The sequence below is a fragment of the Gallaecimonas kandeliae genome (genome assembly GCF_030450055.1).
In the GTDB taxonomy this organism is placed as follows: domain Bacteria; phylum Pseudomonadota; class Gammaproteobacteria; order Enterobacterales; family Gallaecimonadaceae; genus Gallaecimonas; species Gallaecimonas kandeliae.
In genome coordinates, this window is sequence record NZ_CP118480.1 from 678,649 (window position 1) to 699,310 (window position 20,662).

23 protein-coding genes are annotated in these 20,662 nt (G+C 65.2%); 16 read left to right on the forward strand and 7 right to left on the reverse strand.

The window, feature by feature from the left end:
* Nucleotides 1-4 precede the first annotated feature (4 nt).
* From cysG to PVT67_RS03235, 6 genes are read left to right on the forward strand one after another with little or no spacing between them, the layout of a single operon-like run.
* On the forward strand, nt 5-1,357 hold the full coding sequence (cysG, locus tag PVT67_RS03210) for a siroheme synthase CysG (RefSeq protein ID WP_301497753.1): 1,353 nt from the start codon (nt 5-7) through the stop codon (nt 1,355-1,357).
* Nucleotides 1,354-2,241: a sulfate adenylyltransferase subunit CysD gene (gene cysD / locus PVT67_RS03215; protein ID WP_301497755.1), complete on the forward strand. Its 888-nt coding sequence runs from the start codon at nt 1,354-1,356 to the stop codon at nt 2,239-2,241. Before cysG ends, cysD begins: the two co-directional genes overlap by 4 nt.
* Complete coding sequence (locus tag PVT67_RS03220; RefSeq protein WP_301497757.1) at nt 2,241-3,569, forward strand: sulfate adenylyltransferase subunit 1; 1,329 nt, start codon at nt 2,241-2,243, stop codon at nt 3,567-3,569. Before cysD ends, PVT67_RS03220 begins: the two co-directional genes overlap by 1 nt.
* Nucleotides 3,569-4,174 carry an adenylyl-sulfate kinase gene (cysC, locus tag PVT67_RS03225; RefSeq protein WP_301497760.1) on the forward strand — a complete coding sequence of 202 codons (606 nt, stop codon included), beginning with the start codon at nt 3,569-3,571 and terminating at the stop codon, nt 4,172-4,174. The genes PVT67_RS03220 and cysC overlap by 1 nt, the downstream gene beginning before the upstream one ends.
* Nucleotides 4,158-4,898, forward strand: coding sequence for a 3'(2'),5'-bisphosphate nucleotidase CysQ (gene cysQ, locus PVT67_RS03230; RefSeq protein WP_301497762.1), 741 nt, complete (start codon nt 4,158-4,160; stop codon nt 4,896-4,898). Before cysC ends, cysQ begins: the two co-directional genes overlap by 17 nt.
* 37 nt (nt 4,899-4,935) lie before the next feature.
* Entirely contained in the window at nt 4,936-5,250 is a 315-nt protein-coding gene (locus tag PVT67_RS03235; RefSeq protein ID WP_301497764.1) for a hypothetical protein, read from the forward strand.
* A gap of 22 nt (nt 5,251-5,272) precedes the next feature.
* Here PVT67_RS03235 and PVT67_RS03240 read toward each other — a convergent pair whose 3' ends face one another.
* The gene (locus tag PVT67_RS03240) at nt 5,273-6,073 is read right to left on the reverse strand and encodes a TIGR03899 family protein (protein WP_301497766.1); all 801 of its coding nucleotides are present in this window, start codon (nt 6,071-6,073) and stop codon (nt 5,273-5,275) included.
* Between the two features lie 98 nt (nt 6,074-6,171).
* Here PVT67_RS03240 and PVT67_RS03245 point away from each other — a divergent pair, with 98 nt between their 5' ends.
* Nucleotides 6,172-7,278, forward strand: a complete 1,107-nt coding sequence (locus PVT67_RS03245; RefSeq protein WP_301497768.1) for a L,D-transpeptidase family protein — start codon at nt 6,172-6,174, stop codon at nt 7,276-7,278.
* Nucleotides 7,279-7,353: 75 nt separating this feature from the next.
* Nucleotides 7,354-7,902 carry a peptidoglycan L,D-endopeptidase MepK gene (gene mepK / locus PVT67_RS03250; protein ID WP_301497770.1) on the forward strand — a complete coding sequence of 183 codons (549 nt, stop codon included), beginning with the start codon at nt 7,354-7,356 and terminating at the stop codon, nt 7,900-7,902.
* A gap of 49 nt (nt 7,903-7,951) precedes the next feature.
* Here mepK and PVT67_RS03255 read toward each other — a convergent pair whose 3' ends face one another.
* Nucleotides 7,952-8,506 (reverse strand): YtfJ family protein, encoded by a 555-nt coding sequence (locus PVT67_RS03255; protein WP_301497772.1) that lies wholly within the window; start codon nt 8,504-8,506, stop codon nt 7,952-7,954.
* Between the two features lie 146 nt (nt 8,507-8,652).
* Here PVT67_RS03255 and PVT67_RS03260 point away from each other — a divergent pair, with 146 nt between their 5' ends.
* The 3 genes from PVT67_RS03260 to PVT67_RS03270 all read left to right on the forward strand — a co-directional run bounded on the left by PVT67_RS03260 (nt 8,653) and on the right by PVT67_RS03270 (nt 12,925).
* Nucleotides 8,653-10,905: a zinc-dependent metalloprotease gene (locus PVT67_RS03260; protein ID WP_301497774.1), complete on the forward strand. Its 2,253-nt coding sequence runs from the start codon at nt 8,653-8,655 to the stop codon at nt 10,903-10,905.
* Nucleotides 10,906-10,915: 10 nt separating this feature from the next.
* The gene (locus PVT67_RS03265; RefSeq protein WP_301497776.1) at nt 10,916-12,646 is read left to right on the forward strand and encodes a M24B family metallopeptidase; all 1,731 of its coding nucleotides are present in this window, start codon (nt 10,916-10,918) and stop codon (nt 12,644-12,646) included.
* A gap of 66 nt (nt 12,647-12,712) precedes the next feature.
* On the forward strand, nt 12,713-12,925 hold the full coding sequence (locus PVT67_RS03270) for a hypothetical protein (RefSeq protein ID WP_301497779.1): 213 nt from the start codon (nt 12,713-12,715) through the stop codon (nt 12,923-12,925).
* A gap of 38 nt (nt 12,926-12,963) precedes the next feature.
* On the opposite strand, the gene PVT67_RS03275 is transcribed toward PVT67_RS03270, so the two are convergent.
* Nucleotides 12,964-13,914 carry a hypothetical protein gene (locus tag PVT67_RS03275; protein ID WP_301497781.1) on the reverse strand — a complete coding sequence of 317 codons (951 nt, stop codon included), beginning with the start codon at nt 13,912-13,914 and terminating at the stop codon, nt 12,964-12,966.
* Nucleotides 13,915-14,106: 192 nt separating this feature from the next.
* Here PVT67_RS03275 and PVT67_RS03280 point away from each other — a divergent pair, with 192 nt between their 5' ends.
* The 5 genes from PVT67_RS03280 (at nt 14,107) to PVT67_RS03300 (ending at nt 18,131) form a co-directional block, all read left to right on the forward strand.
* Nucleotides 14,107-15,654 carry a methyl-accepting chemotaxis protein gene (locus PVT67_RS03280; protein WP_301497783.1) on the forward strand — a complete coding sequence of 516 codons (1,548 nt, stop codon included), beginning with the start codon at nt 14,107-14,109 and terminating at the stop codon, nt 15,652-15,654.
* Nucleotides 15,655-15,735: 81 nt separating this feature from the next.
* Nucleotides 15,736-16,017 (forward strand): class I ribonucleotide reductase maintenance protein YfaE, encoded by a 282-nt coding sequence (gene yfaE / locus PVT67_RS03285; RefSeq protein WP_301497785.1) that lies wholly within the window; start codon nt 15,736-15,738, stop codon nt 16,015-16,017.
* A 3-nt stretch (nt 16,018-16,020) separates the two neighbouring features.
* Nucleotides 16,021-16,431, forward strand: coding sequence for a DUF350 domain-containing protein (locus tag PVT67_RS03290; protein WP_301497787.1), 411 nt, complete (start codon nt 16,021-16,023; stop codon nt 16,429-16,431).
* A gap of 12 nt (nt 16,432-16,443) precedes the next feature.
* The gene (locus PVT67_RS03295; protein WP_301497789.1) at nt 16,444-16,983 is read left to right on the forward strand and encodes a DUF1190 domain-containing protein; all 540 of its coding nucleotides are present in this window, start codon (nt 16,444-16,446) and stop codon (nt 16,981-16,983) included.
* Nucleotides 16,983-18,131: a glutathionylspermidine synthase family protein gene (locus PVT67_RS03300; protein WP_301497791.1), complete on the forward strand. Its 1,149-nt coding sequence runs from the start codon at nt 16,983-16,985 to the stop codon at nt 18,129-18,131. The genes PVT67_RS03295 and PVT67_RS03300 overlap by 1 nt, the downstream gene beginning before the upstream one ends.
* Nucleotides 18,132-18,155: 24 nt before the next feature.
* Here PVT67_RS03300 and PVT67_RS03305 read toward each other — a convergent pair whose 3' ends face one another.
* The 4 genes from PVT67_RS03305 to PVT67_RS03320 form a co-directional block, all read right to left on the reverse strand.
* The gene (locus PVT67_RS03305) at nt 18,156-18,593 is read right to left on the reverse strand and encodes an excinuclease ABC subunit A (RefSeq protein WP_301497793.1); all 438 of its coding nucleotides are present in this window, start codon (nt 18,591-18,593) and stop codon (nt 18,156-18,158) included.
* A gap of 97 nt (nt 18,594-18,690) precedes the next feature.
* Nucleotides 18,691-18,954: a hypothetical protein gene (locus PVT67_RS03310; protein ID WP_301497795.1), complete on the reverse strand. Its 264-nt coding sequence runs from the start codon at nt 18,952-18,954 to the stop codon at nt 18,691-18,693.
* A gap of 116 nt (nt 18,955-19,070) precedes the next feature.
* On the reverse strand, nt 19,071-19,601 hold the full coding sequence (gene ppa / locus PVT67_RS03315; protein ID WP_301497798.1) for an inorganic diphosphatase: 531 nt from the start codon (nt 19,599-19,601) through the stop codon (nt 19,071-19,073).
* Nucleotides 19,602-19,677: 76 nt separating this feature from the next.
* Nucleotides 19,678-20,649 (reverse strand): class 1 fructose-bisphosphatase, encoded by a 972-nt coding sequence (locus tag PVT67_RS03320; protein WP_301497800.1) that lies wholly within the window; start codon nt 20,647-20,649, stop codon nt 19,678-19,680.
* Nucleotides 20,650-20,662 lie beyond the last annotated feature (13 nt).

Here is a 20,662-nt window from a genome sequence, read left to right on the forward strand (position 1 = left end):
CGCCATGCACGATTTTCCGTTGTTTTTAGATCTGCACGGCAAGGCCGTACTGGTGGTGGGCGGTGGCCAGGTGGCCTGGCGAAAGGTCCAGGCCCTGCACAAGGCCGGCGCCGAGGTGCGGGTGGTTGCCCTCGAACTCTGCCCCGAGCTGGCGGCCAGCGGCGCCGCCCACCTCGCCGAGGCCTTCGATCCGGCCCAGCTGGACGATGTCTGGCTGGCCATAGCGGCCACCGACGACGGCGAACTGAACGCCACTGTGGCCCAGGCCGCCAACGAGCGGCGCCTCTGGGTCAACGTGGTGGACCAGCGCGAGCTCTGCTCGGCCATAGTGCCGGCCGTAGTGGACCGCAAGCCCGTGACCATCGCCATCTCCTCCGACGGCCAGGCCCCGGTGCTGGCCAGGCGCATCCGTGAACAGCTGGAGGCGCAAACGCCCCAGTGGACGGGCGCCCTGGCGGCCTTGCTGGGCCGGCTGCGCGACAAGGTGGCCCAGCGCTTCGTTTCCTTCGACGAGCGCCGCCGCTTCTATGAGGCCTTGCTGGACAGCGATGTCAGCCAGGATCTCGCCGCCAACGACGCCGGCAAGGCCGAAGCCAAGGCCTTGGTCCAGCTGGAACAGGGCGCCGTCCAGCCCGGTTGGCTGAAGCTGGTGGGGGCAGGCCCGGGGGACCCGGATCTCCTGACCCTCAAGGCCTTGCAGGCCCTGCAGGCCGCCGACGTGGTGGTCTATGACCGGCTGGTGTCCGAGGCGGTGCTGGATTTGGCCCGGCGCGACGCCCGCTTTATACCGGTGGGCAAGGAGAAGGGCTGCCATTCGGTGCCCCAATCCGAGATAGAGGCGATCCTGGTCCGCGAGGCCCTGGCCGGCCAGCGGGTAGTGCGCCTCAAGGGCGGTGACCCCTTCGTGTTCGGCCGCGGCGGCGAGGAAGTGCTGGCCGCCCGCGCCGCCGGCATCGGCGCCGAAGTGGTGCCCGGCATCACGGCGGCGGCGGCCTGTTCGGCCAGCAGCCAGGTGCCGCTGACCCACAGGGGCCTTGCCAACCAGATGACCCTGGTCACGGGCCACTGCCAGCCGGGCGGCGATGAGCCGGACTGGCGCGCCCTGGCCAGGGCGCAGAGCACCCTGGCCGTCTACATGGGCCTGACCCAGAGCAGCCATATCGCCGCCGAGCTGGTGGCGGGCGGCCTCTCCCCCCGCACCCCTGTGTTGGTGGTGGAGAACGGCACCAGGCCACAGGAGCGGCGCTTTCGCACCGATCTCCAGGGCTTGAGTGACACCATAGCGACAGCACAGGTACAGTCACCTGCACTGCTGATCGTCGGAGACACAGTGACCTTGTATCAGGAGGCATCATGACCCTCAGCCCCCATCTCCAGGCCCTGGAAGCCGAGTCCCTGCACATCATCAGGGAGACGGCCGCCGAGTTTGAAAGGCCGCTGATGCTCTATTCCATCGGCAAGGACTCGAGCGTGCTGCTGCACCTGATCCGCAAGGCCTTCCTGCCGGGGCCAGTGCCTTTCCCAGTGCTGCACATCGACACCGGCTGGAAGTTCCAGGCCATGTACGAGTTCCGCGACAAGCAGGCCCAGAAATTCGGCCTGGATCTGAAAGTGGTGCAGCACCCGGACAGGCTCAATCCCTTCGAGCACGGCAGCCGCTACACAGACGTGATGAAGACCGAGGCCCTGAAAGGGGAGCTGGCCCGCGGCAAGTACGACGCCGCCTTCGGCGGGGCCCGCCGCGACGAGGAGGCCTCCCGTGCCAAGGAGCGGGTCTTCTCCCACCGCGACGCCTTCCAGCGCTGGGAGCCGCGCCGTCAGCGGCCCGAGCTGTGGAGCCACGTCAACAGCGCCCTGGCCAAGGACGAAAGCATGAGGGTCTTCCCCCTGTCCAACTGGACGGAGCGGGACATCTGGGCCTACATCCAGGCCGAAGACATAGAGCTGGTGCCCCTCTACTTCGCCGCCGAGCGGCCCGTGGTAAAGCGGGACGGCCAGTTGTTCATGGTGGACGACGCCCGTTTCCGCCTCGAGCCCGGCGAGGTGATCGAAAGGCGCAAGGTGCGCTTCCGCACTTTGGGCTGCTACCCGCTGACCGCCGCCATCGAATCCGAGGCCGAAACCTTGGAGCAGGTACTGGAGGAGCTGGGCCAGCTGGGGGCCAGCGAGCGCTCCGGCCGCCTCATCGACAAAGACCAGGCCGCCGCCATGGAACGTAAGAAACGCCAGGGGTACTTCTGATGCAGCAGACTTTGAAACTCCTCACCTGCGGCTCGGTGGACGACGGCAAGTCCACCCTGATCGGCCGCTTCCTGTTCGAGACGGGCCAACTCTATGCCGATCAGCTCAAGGCCCTGGGCGAGCCCGATGAGAACGGCGAGCTGCCCTTCGCCAACCTGCTGGACGGCCTGGAGGCCGAGCGCAGCCAGGGCATCACCATAGACGTGGCCTGGCGCTTCGCCGAGGCGGGCCGCCGCCACCTCATCATCGCCGACACCCCGGGCCACGAGCAGTACACCCGCAACATGGTGACGGGGGCCTCCCACTGCGACCTGGCGATCATCCTGGTGGACGCCCGCAAGGGCATCATCCGCCAGACCCGGCGCCACAGCTTCCTCTGCCACCTGCTCGGCATCCGCCAGTTCGTGGTGGCGGTGAACAAGATGGACGCCGTGGGTTATGACGAGGCGGTGTTCAGGGATATCGAGACCCAGTACCGGGCCCTGGCCCAGCGCATGCCGGGGGCCAACATCCAGCTGCTGCCGGTGTCCGCCCTCAAGGGCGACAACCTGGCCCAGCATTCTGCCAAGATGCCCTGGTACCAGGGGCCGACCCTGCTTGCCGCCTTGGAGGAGGCCGAAGTGAGCCGCCCTGAAGCGGTCGGCACCCGGCTGCCGGTGCAGCTGGTGATCCGCCCCAACCAGGATCTGCGTGCCTTCGCCGGTACCCTCTTTGCCGGCAACATCACCCAGGGCGAGCACCTCTACCACTGGCCGTCCGGCAAGGAGGCCGTGGTCCAGCAGCTGTGGAGGAGCGGCGCCGCCGTGGACAAGGTCCAGGCCGGTGAGGCCGTCTCGGTGCAGCTGGACCGCGAGCTGGACATCAGCCGTGGCGACTGGCTGACCAATGGCCCCGTGACCAATAGCCGCCAGTGGAAAGGCTGGCTGGTGTGGCTGGACGATGCCGCCCACCAGCTGGGCAAGCGCTACAGAATCAAGGCGGCCAGCCGCTGGACCTGGGGCACTGTGGCCGAGGTTTCTGGCCAGCTCAACGTGGATGACCTTTCCATCAGTGGCGAGACGGCCCTGGACACCAACGCCATAGGCCAGGTGACGCTGCAGCTGGAGGAAGCCCAGGCCCTGGACCACTACAGCAACAGCCGCCACACCGGCAGCCTGTTGCTGGTGGACCCTGACACCCAGCAGACGGTGGCGGCTTTCATGGCCGAGGAAGCGGTCGAGGAGAGCGCTGCCAACAGGCCGGCCGTCAGCGCCGTAGAGAAGGAGCTGAACGCCTATATCCGCCGCCACTACCCCCATTGGCAGGCCCTGGACCTGAGCGACTGGTGATGACGAGCAACCTGACCTGGCACCACCACGCCGTGGATGCCCAAAGCCGCGCCAAGGCCCTCAAGCAGAAGCCGCTGGTGCTCTGGTTCACCGGCCTGTCCGGGGCCGGTAAGTCGACCCTGGCCAACGGCGTCGAGCAGGCCCTGGCGGAGCTGGGTAAGCACGCCTTTTTGCTGGACGGCGACAATGTCCGCCATGGCCTCTGCAAGGATCTCGGTTTCAGCGACGGCGATCGCACCGAGAACCTGCGCCGGGTCGGCGAGGTGGCGGCCCTGATGCTGGACGCCGGCCTCATCGTGCTGGCGGCCTTCGTTTCCCCCTTCAAGGCGGACCGCCAGTTGCTGCGGGACCGTCTTGGGGAGCGCTTTTTCGAGATCCATGTGGACGCGGATCTCTCCACCTGCGAGGCCCGGGATCCCAAGGGCCTCTACGCCAAGGCCCGTCGCGGCGAGATCAAGCGGATGACAGGGCTGGACTCCCCCTTCGAGGTGCCAGAGAATCCCGATCTGGTGATCAACACCCAGCAACTGTCGCCGGACGAGGCGGTGGCCAGGGTACTGATCTGGCTGGTGGACAAGGTGGGACTGGATGCAGCAACTGATTGAGGCGGTCAAGGCCGCAGGCCTTAAGGCCCTGAGTTACCAAGGAAAGGTAAGAAGCGAAGACAAGGCGGACGGCTCTCCTGTCACCCTGGCCGACCGCGCCGCCCACCAGATCCTGATGGCGGCCCTGGAGGCGCGGGACTACCCTGTGCTCTCCGAGGAAGGGGCCCATACCCCCTGGGCGGTGCGCCGGCACTGGGGCCGCTACTGGCTGGTGGATCCCCTGGACGGCACCAAGGAATTCCTGGCCGGCCGGGACGAGTTCACCGTCAATGTCGCCCTGATCGACAAGGGCAGGCCCGTGCTGGGGCTGGTCTATGTGCCGGCCACGGATCACCTCTACGTGGGCGAGCAAGGCAAGGGGGCTTACGTGGAAGTGGCGGGGCAGCGCCGCGCCATAGCGGTGCGCGAGGCGACGCCGCCCGTGGTGCTGGCCTCCCGCTCCCACCCTGTCCCTGAGCTGGTGCCCTGGCTGGCGGCGCTTGGCGAGCACCAGTTGGCCAACCGCGGCTCCAGCCTCAAGTTCTGCGCCATAGCCGAAGGCCAGGCCCAGCTTTATCCCCGCTTCAACCCCACCATGATGTGGGACACGGCGGCGGGCCAGGCGGTGCTGGAAGCGGCCGGTGGCCAGGTGCTGACCCTGGATGGCGAGCCTTTGAGCTACCACAGGGAAGCGCTGCGCAACCCGGCCTTTATCGCCAGCGCCGGGGCCCTGCCATTGCCCTGACGGCAACAAAAAGCCCGGCCGAGCGCCGGGCTTTTTTTTGGTAAAGAACGCCTTATTGCCAGCTCAGGCTCAGCTCCCCTTCGGCCAGCTTTTTCAGTTCGGTCTCGAATTTGTTGTCCGGCTCGGTGGCCACCAGCCGGGCCAGTTCGTCGCCGATGGCGCTGAAGCGGCTGGATGGGTGGCAGGCGTGAGTCGCACCGCCGCCGGGGACCTTTATTGCCAGCTCAGGCTCAGCTCCCCTTCGGCCAGCTTAGTGAGTTCGGTCTCGAATTTGTTGTCCGGCTCGGTGGCCACCAGCCGGGCCAGTTCGTCGCCGATGGCGCTGAAGCGGCTGGATGGGTGGCAGGCGTGAGTCGCACCGCCGCCGGGGACCTTTATTGCCAGCTTAGGCTCAGCTCCCCTTCGGCCAGCTTAGTGAGTTCGGTCTCGAATTTGTTGTCCGGCTCGGTGGCCACCAGCCGGGCCAGTTCGTCGCCGATGGCGCTGAAGCGGTAATAGGTGAGGTGCACCCGCCGCCGGGTGCCGGCCAAAAGGCCTCTGTGGCCGCCCATGCTGAAATGGACAGGGTGCTGGCGCAGGTCGGCGCTGACCAGCTCTGAGCTTTGCAGCAGGCCCACCTCCATCAGGCTGGCCAGGGCCGAGTAGGGCAGGCCGAACTGGCCCAGGGGCAGCAGGCGGGTCTGGCTGCCCCCCAGGGTGTGGCGTCGGTAGAGCCCTATCACCAGCCGGTATTCGCTGCCCACCTGCATGGCCATGTTCACCGCCTTGGCGAAGAGCATGGTTTCCTTCACCGACAGCTTTTCCAGGGTCTCCAGGGCCCGGCGCGAAAAGCTGCCCGGCTGTTCCAGTTCCTTGAGCAGAATGTTGGCCCAGAGGCCCTGCATGCGGTTGTTGCCGATGTTCTCAGAGAGGCGGCTGAAGTGATAGAACCAGTCGCCGTCCAGCTCATCCACCGCCGTGCTGTTATCGGACTGCAACAGGGCGCGCCTCAAGATGGCTTCCAGGTTCTTCTGGCGGCGGGTCACCCCTATGGCGGCGCGGCGGCGGGCCCTGTCCAGGGCGTCGCCTTTCTCCTCGCTGTAGAGGGATCCTTCCAGGCCCTGTTGCTGGGCCAACTGGCGCAGCCTGTCCTGGGGGCTGTAGCCGAGGCGTTCCAGGGGTTGGGTCTTGTCCATGTCCGTACTGCCTAGATAGAAGTTGGCACCAGCCTAGCCCAAATCCCTGTGACTGTCGCCGGCGTAGTAACCATACTAGGTAAGGGAGGTGCCTTGGCATGAGGTGGATGTTGCTGTTGTTGCTGCTGTGGGGCTCGCCGGCCAACGCCGACTGGCTGGCCCAGCAGCGCCAGGCCCTGACCCAGGCCGCCCAGCAGATGGAGATGCTGGCGCAGATGGGGCGCTGGCCGCAGCTCGACAGCGACACGTTGCGCCCGGGCGACAAGGCCCCGGCCGTGGCCGAGCTGCGGGAGATGCTGTGGCTGACCGGCGATCTCCCCGAACAAGGCCGGAGCGATGTCTTAGACCCTGCCCTGGTGGCGGCGGTGAAGCGCTTCCAGCAGCGCCTCGGCCTGGATGCCGACGGCGTGGTGGGCAAGGCCACCCGCGCCGCCCTCAACGTCAAACCTGCCCAGCGGCTCCAGCAGATCCAGGCCACCCTGGCGCGGATGGCCGACTTCAGCCCGGCCCCCGAGCAACTGGTGGTCAATATCCCCGCCTTCACCCTGACCTGGTTCGACGGCGACCAGGTACGGCTCAGCTCCAAGATAGTGGTGGGCAGGCCATCGAGGCCCACGCCCCAGTTCGAGAGCGAGCTGGTGGCCGTGGAGCTCAACCCTTACTGGAACGTGCCCTACAGCATCTTTCGCAAGGACTACCTGCCCAAGGTCAGGCGCCTGGGGGTGGAAGAGCTGCTGCGCCACCATATCGACATAGTGGAAGGCTACGGCAGCCAGACCCAGGTGATCCCCATGCCGGAGCAGCTGCCGTCCCCCTGGCCACCGACCTGGCGGTTGCGCCAGCGCGCCGGTGTATACAACGCCCTCGGCCGTATCAAGTTCATCTTGCCCAACAACCATGCCGTCTACCTGCACGACACCAACCAGCCGGAGCTCTTCCACAGGGCGAGAAGGGCTTACAGCTCGGGCTGCGTGCGGGTACAGATGGCCTACAACCTGGCCGACCAGTTGCTGATGGGTCACCCGGACTGGCAGCAACAGGTGGAAAGCGGCGAGCGCCAGAAGATCTTCCTCGACAAACCCCTGCCCATAGCCCTGGTGTACTGGACCGCCTGGGTGGACGACCAGGGCCAGCTGCAGCTGCGGGACGACCTCTACGGCCTGGATCTGGGGCCAGGTTCACAATTTGCGCTGCATAAGGATTGAACATTTTTTGCGCAGCCTGTAGTTTGGTGACCGTTTGACGACAAATACCCGAAACACCCAGCCGTAGGAGGTGAAATGCAGGGGAAAGTGCTCTCTCGTCGCCATTTTCTGTTTGGTGTCGGCGCCCTGGCAGCCGCCAGCGTCATTCCCGGTAAGGCCATGGCCAGCGTAGGCCACAAGCGGGCCCTGAGCCTGGTCAACCTCCATACCGGCGACCAGGCCGACGGCATTTACTGGCAAAACGGCCTTTACCAGCAGGATACGCTGCAAAGCTTCAACCAGGTTCTCAAAGACCACCGCAGCGGCGATGTCACCCACATGGATCCGGTGCTCTTCGATCAGCTGACCCACCTCACCGGCAAACTGGGTTTCGAGGGCACCATCCAGGTCATCTCCGGCTACCGTTCCCCCGCGTCCAACGCCGCCATGAAGAAGGCCGGCCACCATGTGGCGACCCATTCCTTCCACACCATGGGCCGGGCCATCGACATCCGCCTGCCCGGCATCAAGCTGGCCGACGCCCACAGGGCGGCCCTGTCCATGAAGGCCGGCGGCGTGGGCTACTATCCCCACGACAACTTCATCCATATCGACACCGGGCCGGTAAGGCGCTGGAACGGTTGAACGAAAAAGGCGCCCTGAGGCGCCTTTTTTGATTCGGTCATTCTTACTTTCAGGCGCTGGCCAGCAGCTGCTTTACCAGGGTCATCACCTGCTTGACCTCGTCGCTGCTCAGCTTGCCGTCTTTGGCGAAGCGGACCTTGCCGCTGGGGTCGACCACGACGATGGCGGAGCTCTTGGGCTGGAGATCCCAGGCCTTTTTCACCAGGCCATTCTCGTCCAGCACTATCTCGGACCAGGGGTAGTCTTTCTTGGCGTCCTTGGCGGAGCTGCGCACGAAGCCACCGGTACCCCAGATGGCGTCGTCGACGTTGATGATGGTCACCGTCTGGTACTTGTCTGCCGGCAGGTGGGCGGCCTTGATGGCGTCGATCAGCGGCTCGTTGATCTCCTTGGCGCTGGTGCGGCCGGCGAAGTGCTGGATCACCCTGACCTTGCCGGTGAGGCTGTCGGTGTTGAAAGGCTGGTAGCCGAACTTCTTGCCTTCCAGGGTGATGGCGCCGTCCTTCTGGATGGCGACTTCCGGTACCGGGGCATTGGTCTGGATATTGTGGGCCAGGGCCGGGAAGGCCAGCAGGGCGGCCAGAGCCAGGGTACGTACTTGCATGGTGCTGCTCCTCTTATGTGGTCCAACCATTGTGCAGTAACTTGTCGGACTTGTCAGGCGTTCAAGCTGATGCCGGTTGCAACAGGCTGTTAAAAAAGGCGCAATGATCACAGTTGCCGCTTTTTACAACAATGGAGTCTCAGCCCATGCGTTTCATCGCCTTGCTGGCCGTCCTATGGATGGGCCTGGCCCAGGCCGCCGTGGTGGACGGCCTGACCGCCCGCAAGGGGTTCTATACCCTTTACCCCGACCCCGCCAAGGGGGTGCTTTGGCTGGCGCCCCGCTTCGACGAGCCTTTCCTGCTCCATGCCAGCCTGCCCTGGGGCCTGGGGGCCAACGAGGTGGGGCTGGACCGCAACCAGGTGACCGAAGCCGTACTGGTGCACTTCTCCCGCCAGGGCAACCAGGTGCAGCTGGTCAGGGACAACCTCAACTTCCGGGCCCCTGAAGGCTCGGCCGACGAGCGCCGCTCCGTCGAGGAAGCCTTCGCCCGCTCGGTGATCTGGCAGGGGCAGCTCAAAGACGGCAAGTACCTGGACGTCAGCTCCCTGGTGCTGAGCGACCGCCAGGACCTTGCCCAGCGCATCAAGGGCGCAGGGCAGGGCAGCTACAGCCTGGACGGCGGCCTCTCGGCCATGGACTGGCAGAGCAACAAGAGCTTCCCGGACAACACCGAGTTGCAGGCCATCCTCACCTTCAGCGGTGAGCCGGCGGGTGACGCCATCCGCTGGGCCGTGCCGGATCCCAAGCACCTGACCCTGGTGCAGCGCATCTCCCTTATCCGCCTGCCGGACGACGGCTACCGGCCGCTGCCCTACCACCCCAGGAGCGGCGCCTTTTCCATCAGCTTCCAGGACTACGCCACCCCCCTGGACCAGCCCATCGAGAAGGCCTACCAGCTGCGCCACAGGGCAGGGCCTGACAAGCCCATCATCTATTACTTGGACAACGGCACCCCTGAGCCGGTGCGTTCGGCCTTGCTGGACGGTGCCCGCTGGTGGAGCGCCGCCTTCAAAGAAGTGGGTATCGACTTCGAGGTCAAGGTGCTGCCCGAAGACGCCGATCCCATGGACATCCGTTACAACGTCATCAACTGGGTGCACAGGGCGACAAGGGGCTGGTCCTACGGCGCCGCCGTGGCCGACCCGCGCACCGGCGAGATCTTGAAGGGCCAGGTGAGCCTGGGCTCCTTGCGGGTGCGCCAGGATCTGCGCATCGCCGAGGCCCTGGTGGGCAAGGCCCACAAGCAAGAGGCCTTGCAGATGGCCCTGGCCAGGCTGCGCCAGTTGGCCGCCCACGAGGTGGGCCATACCCTTGGCTTCCAGCACAACTTCGCCGCCAGCACCCAGGGGGACGCGTCCGTGATGGACTATCCCCATCCCAAGGTGCACCTCAAGGACGGCCAGGTGAGCCTGGCTGACGCCTATGCCGTCGGCGTCGGCCACTGGGACCACTATGTGGTGCACTACGCCTACGCCAAGGACGATGCCGAAAGGGCCAAACTCATCGAGGACAACCAGTCCCTGGCCTACATCTCCGACGAAGGGGCCCGCGGCTTTGCCAGCGCCGAAGGCAGTGCCAACCTCTGGGATTTCGGCAGCGATCCCCTGAAAGCCCTGGACCAGTTGCTGGCCGTGCGCAAGTTGGCCCTGGCCCACTTCGCCAAGGAGGCCGTCGGTGACGGCGAGCGCGGCGACGACTGGCAGCGCAAGCTCAGCCCCCTCTACCTGCTGCACCGCTACCAGGCCGAAGCCGTGGCCAGGTTACTTGGCGGCGTCAGTTACCGCTACGGCCGCCAGGGGGAGGCCGATCTCGGTGCCCAGCCCATCTCCGCCGAGCGTCAGCAGGCGGCCCTCAAGGCCCTGGACGGCTTGCTGGATGACGCCGTGCTGGACTTGCCCCAGAGCCTGGTGCGGGCCATGCCGCCATCCGGGCAGGACCTGGAGCTTAAAGCCGAATGGCTACCCAGCCGCCTTGGCCTCTTGTTCGACCCTCAGGCATCCGAGGAAGCGGCGGCGCAACTGGTGCTGGCCCCGGCCCTGGCGCCGGCGCGGCTGGAGCGCCTCTATCAGCAGGCCAAGGGCCCTGATATGCTGGAGGTCATCAATACGCTGGTGCTCAACCGCTGGCGCCAAGGCGAGCAGAGCCAAGCGCAGCAGGCGGTGGCCTGGCAGGGCCTGGCAGAAATCGCCAAGACCCTGCCCAAGCTCTCAGCCCCGGCCGGCGCCCTTTTGCGCAGCGAGCTGCGCCAGGCGGCGAGCTGGCTGCAGGGCCGCCGAGGGGATGCCAACTGGCCACGCCAGCAGCGTGAAGCCGGGCTCTGGTTGACGGCCTTCCTGGCCGATCCCAAGACGCCACTGCCGGCCCAGAGCACCATTCCGCCGGGTTCACCCATTTAAGGAGATGTCGGTGATAAGCGCCATACAAGCCAAACTGGGGGAGCTGCACGGCTGGCTCCTGCCCCATGACGACGACTACCTCAACGAATACCTGCCTGCCGCCAACGAGCGCCTGGCCCATGTGACCGGCTTCACCGGCTCGGCCGGTATCGCCCTGGTGACCCAAGAGGCCCTCCACATCTGGGTGGACGGCCGCTACAGGGTGCAGGTGCGCAGCCAGGTGCCGGCCGGCACCCAGATCCACCACCTGGTGGAGGAGCCTATCGGCGACTACTTCTCGGCCCTGCCGCAAGGGGCCCGCATCGGTTTCGACAGCTTCTGCGTCAGCGCCCGTCAACTGGCGGCCTGGCAGGAAGCGGCGCCCCAGGTCGAGTTCGTCCACCAGGCCAACCTGGTGGATGCCCTCTGGGAAGGCCGCCCGGCCTTGCCCCACAGCCCCGGCTTTGCCTTGCCCGTGGCCATCACAGGCCGGAGCTGCCAGGACAAGCGCCAAGCCCTGGGCCAGGCCTTTGCCGCCCGTGCCGACTGGGCCCTGCTGGCCCAGCCCGACAGCCTGGGCTGGCTCACCAACCTGCGCGGCGGCGACGTGCCGCGGCTGCCGGTACTGCTGATGCGTGGCCTGCTGCACAAGGATGGCCGCCTCAAGCTCTTCGTCGACCAGGCCCGGCTGCCCGCCGAGGCCGAACTGGGTGACGGCGTAGAAGTGCTGGCCCCCGATACCCTCCACTACGAGCTGGCGGCCCTCAAGGGCCAGAAGGTGCTGGTGGACGAGGCCCTGACCCCGGCCGCCCTGGCGCTGGCCCTCAAGGACGCGGGCGCCGTCATCGTCAAGGGCCTGGAGCCGACCCTGGTACCCAAGGCCTGCAAGAACGCCGAAGAACTGGCCGGCATGCGTGAGGCGCACCTGCGCGACGGCGCCGCCGTCAGCCAGTTCCTCTGTTGGCTGGACGCCATAGTCGCCAAAGGCCAGCGCCCGGACGAATCGACCCTGGCCGACAAGCTGGAGAGCTTCCGCCTGGCCCAGGCCGACTACCTGGAGCCGAGCTTCGACACCATCTCCGCCGCCGGCGCCAACGCCGCGTTGCCCCATTACAACTTCCGCAACGGCGCTCCGGCGCCGCTGCCGCAGGACGGCCTCTACCTGGTGGATTCCGGCGGCCAGTATCCGCTTGGCACCACGGACGTCACCCGGACGCTGGCCATAGGCCAGGTGACGGCGGAGCAGAAGCGGCTCTTCACCCTGGTGCTCAAGGGCCATATCGCCCTGGGGAGCGCCCGTTTCGTCAAAGGCACCTGCGGGCACCAGTTGGACCTGCTGGCTAGGGCACCGCTCTGGGCCCAGGGTTACGACTACGACCACGGCACCGGCCATGGCGTCGGCCAGTGCCTGAGCGTCCACGAAGGGCCACAGCGCATCGGCAAGGCGGCCAACAACCACCCGCTGCTGCCGGGCATGGTGCTGTCCAACGAGCCGGGCTACTACCGGGAAGGGGCCTTCGGGATCCGCGTCGAGAACCTGGTGGTGGTCAGCGAGCGCCAGGCAGAGGGTGACAGGCCCGTCTACGGCTTCGACAACCTCACCTTCATCCCCATGGACCGCCGCCTGCTGGATCTCAGCCTGCTGAGCGAAGAAGAGAAGGGATGGTGGAACCGCTACCACGGCGAGGTGCTGGAAAAGATAGGCCCCAGGCTGGAAGGGGAAAGCCTGGCCTGGCTGGAAACGGCCTGTGCGCCACTCTGACGCCTGTTGGCAAGAGGGAGGCGGCCGTCCAGGCTGCCTCTAACGACAAGATGTTAAGGAAAACTCGTGAGCATTAACGCCACCTTGATAGGGATGGGGGCCTTTGTCGCCCTGGTCCTTTTTGTGTTGTTGCCGGCCTTGCTGGTCCTCGTTTCCCGCCGCAGCCAAGGCACAGAAAAGGTCCTCTGGGTCCTGGCCTGCCTCTTCGCTTCCTGGCTGGGGTTCTTGGGTTTCATGGTGGTCACTGGCATCCGGGCCCGCAGGACGGCACAAGGCTGAAGCCCCAATAAAAAAGGCGCGGTTCCCCGCGCCTTTTTTCATTCCTGGGCCAGGTCGCCCCAGTCGTAACTGTCGCCTTGGGCCACGGACAACAGTTTGCGGCCTTCGCGCTTGCTGAGCCGCTGCCACTGGCGCCCTTGGGGGGCCGGGAAGTGGCTGGCCTCGTCCATGTCCGGCAGGGCCGGGGTGTTGATGTCATAGAGCAGCATGTCGATGACTTCGGCCATGCCCTGGTTGGCCTGGTCCATCAGCCACTGCTTTTGACCCTGCAGGAAGTCGGCGTACTGGCGGCTGATGCCGGCCTGGTCCTGCATGCTGGGGATATCCTGGAGCTTCTGTGCCTTTTCCTTGGTCAGCTGCAGCCGCTGGTAGCCATCGGTGGCCTGATCCATCAGCTTGTAATACTTCTCTTCCACCACCTTGCGTTCCGCGGCCAACTCGTCGGCGTTGCGCTCCAGGCGAGGGCTGAAGTCCAGCGCCGGGGACTGGTAGAAGAAGCTGTTGCGATAGAGCAGCTTGGGCTTGGCCCCTTTCTTGGCGGGCGGTGCGTAGTACTGGGCCTGCAGGCGCAGTTGCAGGTGGTGGCGGTCGCTGCTCAAAGTGTAGCTGGGGGTCAGCTTGAGCACCTGGTGCCCTTCGGTGCCGGGCACCGAGTAGAGGTCTTCCAGCTGGTGGCTGTCCTCCACTTCGATGATGCGGTTGCCCCGCAGCTGTTCATGGTCCCAGAAGGCCTGGCGCAGCTTGTGTTTGAAGCTGGTCTGGAACATGAAGTCCTTGAGGGCGCCTTGCACCGGGGCCAGGGTCTGGATGGCCGCTGTTTCTGTGGTGTCGCCGCCGTAGCGGGCTCCCAGCAGGTTGGCATCCTGGTCCTGGATGACGATGCTGTCCTTGAGGTTGGCGTTGTCTTGTGGCGCCAGGGCCTGGCGTTTGGTGGTCTGACAGCCGAGGATCAGCAGGCTTGCAAGCAATAACAGAGTCTTGTTTTTCATTTTCTTAGCTTTTTTTGAACAACTTGGGTCCCGGTGCGATTGTAGGGACGGGGATGGCCCACTGCAAGATGTCCCGCCATTACTGCTCAAGGCGGTGCCTCCAGGGATCCGGAGCAGGCTTGATTTGCGTCAAAATTAACCAACCCCTTTTTAAGGAAACTCCCCTGGTCTTTCTTGAGGGCAGGGAGCCTCATGCGCGTCAATCATCCGGTCACCCAGGCCGAAACCGAGTTGGAGCCGCAACAGCGGTTGATCTCCACCACCGATCTCAAGGGGCGGATCACCTACGTCAACCAGGAGTTCTGTCGCCTCTGCGGCTTCTCCGAGGAAGAGCTGCTGGGCAAGCCCCACAACCTGATCCGCCATCCTGACATGCCGCCGGCGCTCTTTGCCGATCTCTGGCAGCACCTCAAGGCGGGGCGTCCCTGGATGGGGCTGGTCAAAAACCGCCGCAAGGATGGCGGCTACTACTGGGTCAATGCCTTCGTGACGCCGATCCGCGAAGGGGGCCAGGTGGTGGAGTACCAGTCGGTGCGCACCATGGCCAACAGGGAGCAGATCGCCAGGGCCGAGTCCCTCTACCGGCAGCTGCTCGACGACCGACTGCCCAGGCGCTTTCGCCGTCAAGGTACGCCTGTGGCCGTCCGCCTCTTCACGCCGCTGCTGCTCAGCACCCTGGCCGCGACCGTGGTGTCGGCCTCGGCCGGGGTGGTGGTGGCCTGCCTGGGCATGGGCCTGGCCGCCTTCAGCCTGCACCGCAGGTTGCAGCCGCTGCGCCATGGGGAGCAGGTGCCCCTGCCGGCCCTGTCGCCTTACCTCTACCAGGCGGGCCGCGACGACCTGGCCATTCAGGCCACGGGGCGCCTCTACCGCCAGGCCGAGCTGGTGGCGGTGCTGGCCAGGGTCCAGGACTCGGCGAAGATCCTGATGACCCAGATCAACAGCGCCTTCAGCCTGCAACACCATGCCAACCAGGAGCTGAGCCGCCAGCGCCGGGAGCTGGACAGCCAGCGCCAGGGGCTGGACGAGGGTGAAGCCGCCAACCACCACGTCAGCCAGCAGTTGCAGCTGGCCGCGGAGCAGATGCAGGGGGTCAACGCCCAGATGCAGCACGCCATGATCCTGGTTACCGGCGGCATGGCCGCGCTGCGCGACCTGAACCAGGCCACAGTGGCACTGCACCAGGACATGGCGGGGCTGCACCGGCGTTGCGACCAGATCAATGAAGTGCTGGATTTCATCTCCAGCGTCGCCGAGCGCACCAACCTGCTGTCGCTGAACGCGGCCGTCGAGGCCGCCCGCGCCGGCGACAAGGGGCGGGGCTTTGCGGTGGTGGCCGAGGAGGTCAGGGCCCTGGCCAGCAGCACGGCCAGTTCGACCCAGCGGATCCAGGGCATCATCGGCGAGATCAACAAGGAAATGGCGCTGCTGCTGACCAAAACCGACAGCACCAGGGATACCAGCGACGCCCTTCGCCAGGTGATGGAGGAGGCCCTGCAATGCCTGGATACGGTGCGCCGGGGCATGGCCGACCTGAGCGGCGGCAGCGACGAGATGGCGGCCCTTTCCGAACAACAGGCCGTGGCCATGACGGCCATAGCCCAGGGCATGGCCCAGCTCCAGGCCAGCGCCGTGGTGCTGGAGGACAACATGCAGCGCGCCGGGGAGGCCACCGCCGAGCTGGAGCAACAGGGGCAGCGGCAGCTGCAGTTGATCGCCCAGTTCAGCGACGGTGGCTGAGCGGGGCGCCGCCGCTTTCTGTCCCTTGCCGCCCTGCTTTGGGTTATAGTCGGGGCCGGAATTTCTCTCGATACGGATGCCATGGTGGACAGCACCAAACGCGCCCTGGTGGTAGGGGACCACATCATACCGGCGGCGCCCGACCAGCCCATTCTCGACCAGCTGCTGCTGCGCGGTATTCCCGTGGAATATCAGTGCCGGGCCGGCTTCTGTGGCGCCTGCCGGATGAACCTCAAGAGCGGCGAGGTCCGCTACCTGGAAAGCCCCATCGCCTACTTGAGTGAAGGGGAGGTGCTGACCTGTTGCACAGTGCCGGCTAGCAGCATCGTCGAGCTGGAAGCCGATTACCTCAAGAAGGAGTGACCCTTGGACAGCTTTCCCCTCCACGCCCAATACCTGGGGGCCTTCGCCGGCTATTTCGCCCTGGCCATAGGGTTGTTGTGGCTGTTCTGCCTCATCTACACCTGGGTCACCCCTCATGACGAGCTGGCCCTTATCCGCCAGAACAATATCGCCGCCAGCTTGGCCTTCGGTGGTGCCCTGCTGGGTTTTGCCCTGCCCATGGCCAGCGCCGTGGCCAACTCCATGAACTGGCTGGATGCCGCTGCCTGGGGGCTGGTGGCGCTGCTGGTGCAGCTGCTGACCTTCAAGGCCCTGCAATGGCTGCTGGGGGAGCTCTCGGCGCGCATCACCAGGGACGAAATGGCTCCCGGCCTCTTCGTGGGCCTGGCGTCGGTGGCGGTGGGCCTGCTCAACGCCGCCTGTATGACTTATTAAGAAGGAAGATTGATGAAACGCAGCAGTAAGGTGGCTCTGACCCTGATGGCCCCCGTCAGCGTCCTCTTCGTGGCCGGTTGCAGTGAGCCGCCGGTGGACGCCGCCGTCTTCAAGAGCGTCGACCAATGCGCCGGTTACTACGACCGCAGCAACTGCGAACAGCAGTTCAAACAGGCCGAGAAGGTCAGTGAACAGACGGCACCCCGCTACACCAGCCTGGCCGCCTGCGAAGCCGATTTCGGCGCCGGCCATTGCGCCACCCCGGATCAGCAGCAACAGCAGCAGTACCACAGCGGCGGCTCCTTCATGCCGATGATGATGGGCTTCATGGCCGGCCAGATGCTGGGGGGGAGCCGTAACGTGCAGACCCAGCCCCTCTACCGCTCCAAGGACGACCCCAACACCTACCGCACCGCCCAGAACGTGCCGGTGAGCCGGGGCGAAGGCCTGGTCAAGGTTCGCCCCTCTGCCGTCAAGGTGGCACCGGTCGGCACTGTGCGCCGCGGCGGTTTCGGGGCAGCGGCGGCCCGCCGTTCGAGCTGGGGCGGCTGATGGAGAGGGTGCGTATCGAAGAGCGCCCCTGGTGGCGTGAGCAGGCCGAGGAGCTGGGCTTCCAGTTCCACACCATAGAGGGTGAGAAGTACTGGGACGAGTCCGCCTACTACAGTTTCAGCCTGGAAGAGGTCGAAACCCGGATCGAAGATCCCACGGCAGAGCTCCACGCCATGGCCCTGGATCTGGTGGACCAGGTGGTGGCCAGCGAGGAGAAGCTGGCCCTGCTGGACATTCCCGAGGCCTATTGGGATCTGGTCAGCCAGAGCTGGAAAAACAGGGAGCCCCATCTCTACGGCCGCCTGGACTTTTCCTACGGCGGCGCCGGGCCTGCCAAGCTGCTGGAGCTCAACTACGACACCCCCACCTCCCTTTACGAGTCCGGGTTCTTCCAGTGGCTCTGGCTGGAGGATGCCCTGCGGCACGACATGGTGCCGGCAGGGGCCGACCAGTACAACGGCATCCAGGAGCAGCTGGAGAGCCGTTTCAGGGCTTTGAACTTGGGTTCCAGGCTGCACTTTGCCAGCGTCTGGCACAGCGACGAGGATCTGGGCACAGTGCGCTACCTCCAAGACATCGCCGCCCAGGCGGGCCTGGAGACGGCCTATGTGCCCATGGAGCAGATAGGCTTCCTGGACGGCCAGTTCCTGGACAGGGACGACACCCCCATAGAGGCGCTCTTCAAGCTCTACCCCTGGGAGTTCATGTTGGAGGAAGAGTTTGCCCGCTTCATTCCCGGCAGCCCCACCCGTTGGCTGGAGCCGCCCTGGAAGCTGGTGTTGGCCAACAAGGGCATATTGCCGCTGCTGTGGCAGGCCCATCCCGGCCACCCCAACCTGCTGGAGGCCTGCTTCGACGATGGCAGCAGCCTCAAGCCTGGCTGGGCGCGCAAGCCATTGTTTTCAAGGGAAGGGGCCAATGTGGAGCTGGTGCTGCCGAACGGCAGTGCCCTGGTCGAGCCGGGCCCCTACGGCGGTGGCCGTTTCGTGCGCCAGGCCTTGGCGCCCTTACCGGTGTTCGACGGCAACCATGTCCTCGTCGGCAGCTGGGTGGTGGGGGATCAGGCCTGCGGCATGGGGATCCGCGAGGACAGCGGCCCCATCACCAAGGACAGCGCCCGCTTCTTGCCCCATATACTGCTGGATTGAAAAAGCGGGCCTGGGCCCGCTTTTTTATTTGATGACGACCACGTCCCCGACCAAGGCGACTCCAGCCATCACTGTGCCGGCGCCGCACTTGTAGCTGTCTTCACTGGTGCTCAGACTGTTCTGGTAGTTGGACCTGATGTTGATGACGGCATTGCCGCCTTCGGCTTCGGCCCTTTGGCGCAGGGATTTCATGGCGGACAGGAAGGCCCATTGGCAGGCGGCTTCGTCACTCTTGCCGAAAGCGTTGGTCTTCTGGTTGGTTCGGAAATTGCCGATATCCTTGGCGACCTTGCCGTGGGGCTGCTTGCCGAAGAAGAACTTGATGTCGTGGCCCAGCACCTGCTCTGCCTTGGGATGGGCCAGGGCATTCTTGATGGCGTGGTCGGCTATGGTATTGCGGGCCAGGGCCGGGGGGCTGAGCAGCACCAGGGCCAGGGTGGCGAAGCTGGCTTTCTTGAACATGTGTCTTCCTTGCTGATGTGGGCCGGTAGCCAGCGGCGGCTTGGCCAAAGATGCCCACTCTAAGTAACAAGGTATTGTTTCGCAAACCTTTACTCCCTCAATGCCCACCCTGCTTGCCACTGCCGTGGCGCAGATCCGGGCTTTCACCCAGGCGGTGCAGGGCTTCAATGACCTCCGCCAGTTGGCTCTCTGGGCCGCCGCCCATGTTCTCTTCCTCTGCCACCTCCAGCTCCCGGGCGTCGTATTCCCAGCGCCGCAATACCTGGATCTTCTGGGCCCGGCTCAGACCAGGCTCGGCCAGCACATCGTCAGGTTTCCTGAAGGCGCCGCTCGGGTTCTGAAGGGCTTGTTCGATATTCATGAAACCTCCTCGGCTTACCTTGAAAGTATAAGCAACAGCCCCACCAGACCCATGCCTGGCATGCCGGCAATAAAAAACCCGCCGGCCGGCGGGTTTTTTATGGCTCTCGAGGCGCCTTATTTTTGCTGGGCGCGCTCGAAGGAGCTTTGGATCTCGGCCTTGGCGGCGGCGGCGTCGGCCCAGCCTTCCACTTTCACCCATTTGCCGGGTTCGAGTTCTTTGTAACGCTCGAAGAAGTGGGTGATCTGGTTCTTCAGCAGCTCGGGCAGATCGGTCACGTCTTTGACGTCGTCGTAGATCTTGGTGAGCTTGGAAACGGGTACTGCAACAACCTTGGCGTCTTCACCGGACTCGTCGGTCATCTTCAGCACGCCTACGGGGCGGCAGCGGATCACGGCGCCGGGGATCAGCGGGTAGGGGGTGGGCACCAGTACGTCCACGGGGTCGCCGTCCAGGCTCAGGGTGTGGTTCACGTAGCCGTAGTTGCAGGGGTAGAACATGGGGGTGGACATGAAACGGTCCACGAAGATGGCCCCGCTGTCCTTGTCCACTTCGTATTTGATGGGGCTGGCGTTGGCCGGGATCTCGATGATGACGTTGATCTCTTCCGGCAGGTTCTTGCCAGCAGGTACCTGGTTCAGGCTCATTGGGACAGTCCTTTCAGCTCTAGGATTGGGTCAGGCGCCTATTATAGCGGCCTGACCCGCAGTGACTAGCGTCGCCTTAGCGTTGGTGGCGATAGTATTGCTCGACGGTGTCCACCTCGTTGGCGGCGCCCAGTACCACGGCCACCCGCTGGTGGATCTGTTCGGGCTGGATGTCGAGGATGCGCTCTGTGCCGGTGCTGGCCTTGCCGCCGGCCTGCTCGATCAGCAGGGCCATGGGGTTGGCCTCGTACATCAGCCGCAGCTTGCCCGCTTTTTCCGGGGCGCGCCTGTCCCAGGGGTAGGTGAAGATGCCGCCGCGGCAGAGGATGCGGTGCACGTCGGCCACCATGGCCGCCACCCAGCGCATGTTGAAGTTCTTGCCGCGGGGGCCTTCGGCGCCCTGGAGCAGGTCGTCGATGTAGTCCTGCATGGGCTTGGCCCAGTGCCTTTGGTTGGACATGTTGATGGCGAATTCCTGGGTGTCGCTGTTGATCTTGACGTGGGGCACCGTCAGCAGGTACTCGCCTATGGTCTGGTCCAGGGTGTACATCTTCACGCCTTGGCCCGTGGTCAGCACCATCAGGGTGGCGGGGCCGTAGACGACGTAGCCGGCGGCGACCTGCTCGCGGCCGGGGCGCAGGAAGCTCTGCTGGCTCACTTCACCGGCTTCTGCCTTGTAGATGGAGAAGATGGTGCCGACCATGGCGTTGATGTCGATGTTGGAAGAGCCGTCCAGGGGGTCGAAGGACACCAGGAACTGGCCACTCTCGGGGCCAGGGACTATGTCGTCTTCCTCTTCGGAGGCCAGGGCCCGGACCAGGCCGCTGTCCAGCAACAGATCCTTGAGCAGGGTGTTGGAGATGACGTCCAGCTTCTTCTGCACTTCCCCTTGGACGTTCTCGTCCTGGGTGGAGCCCAGCACCCCGGCCAGGGCGCCCTGGTGCAGGCGGAAGTTGATCTCTTTGCAGGCGGCACCCAGTACGTTGACCAGGTGGATGAGGTCTTTATCGACGCCGTCCTGGCGGAGGACGCTAACCAAACGTTGCATGGACAGATTCTCA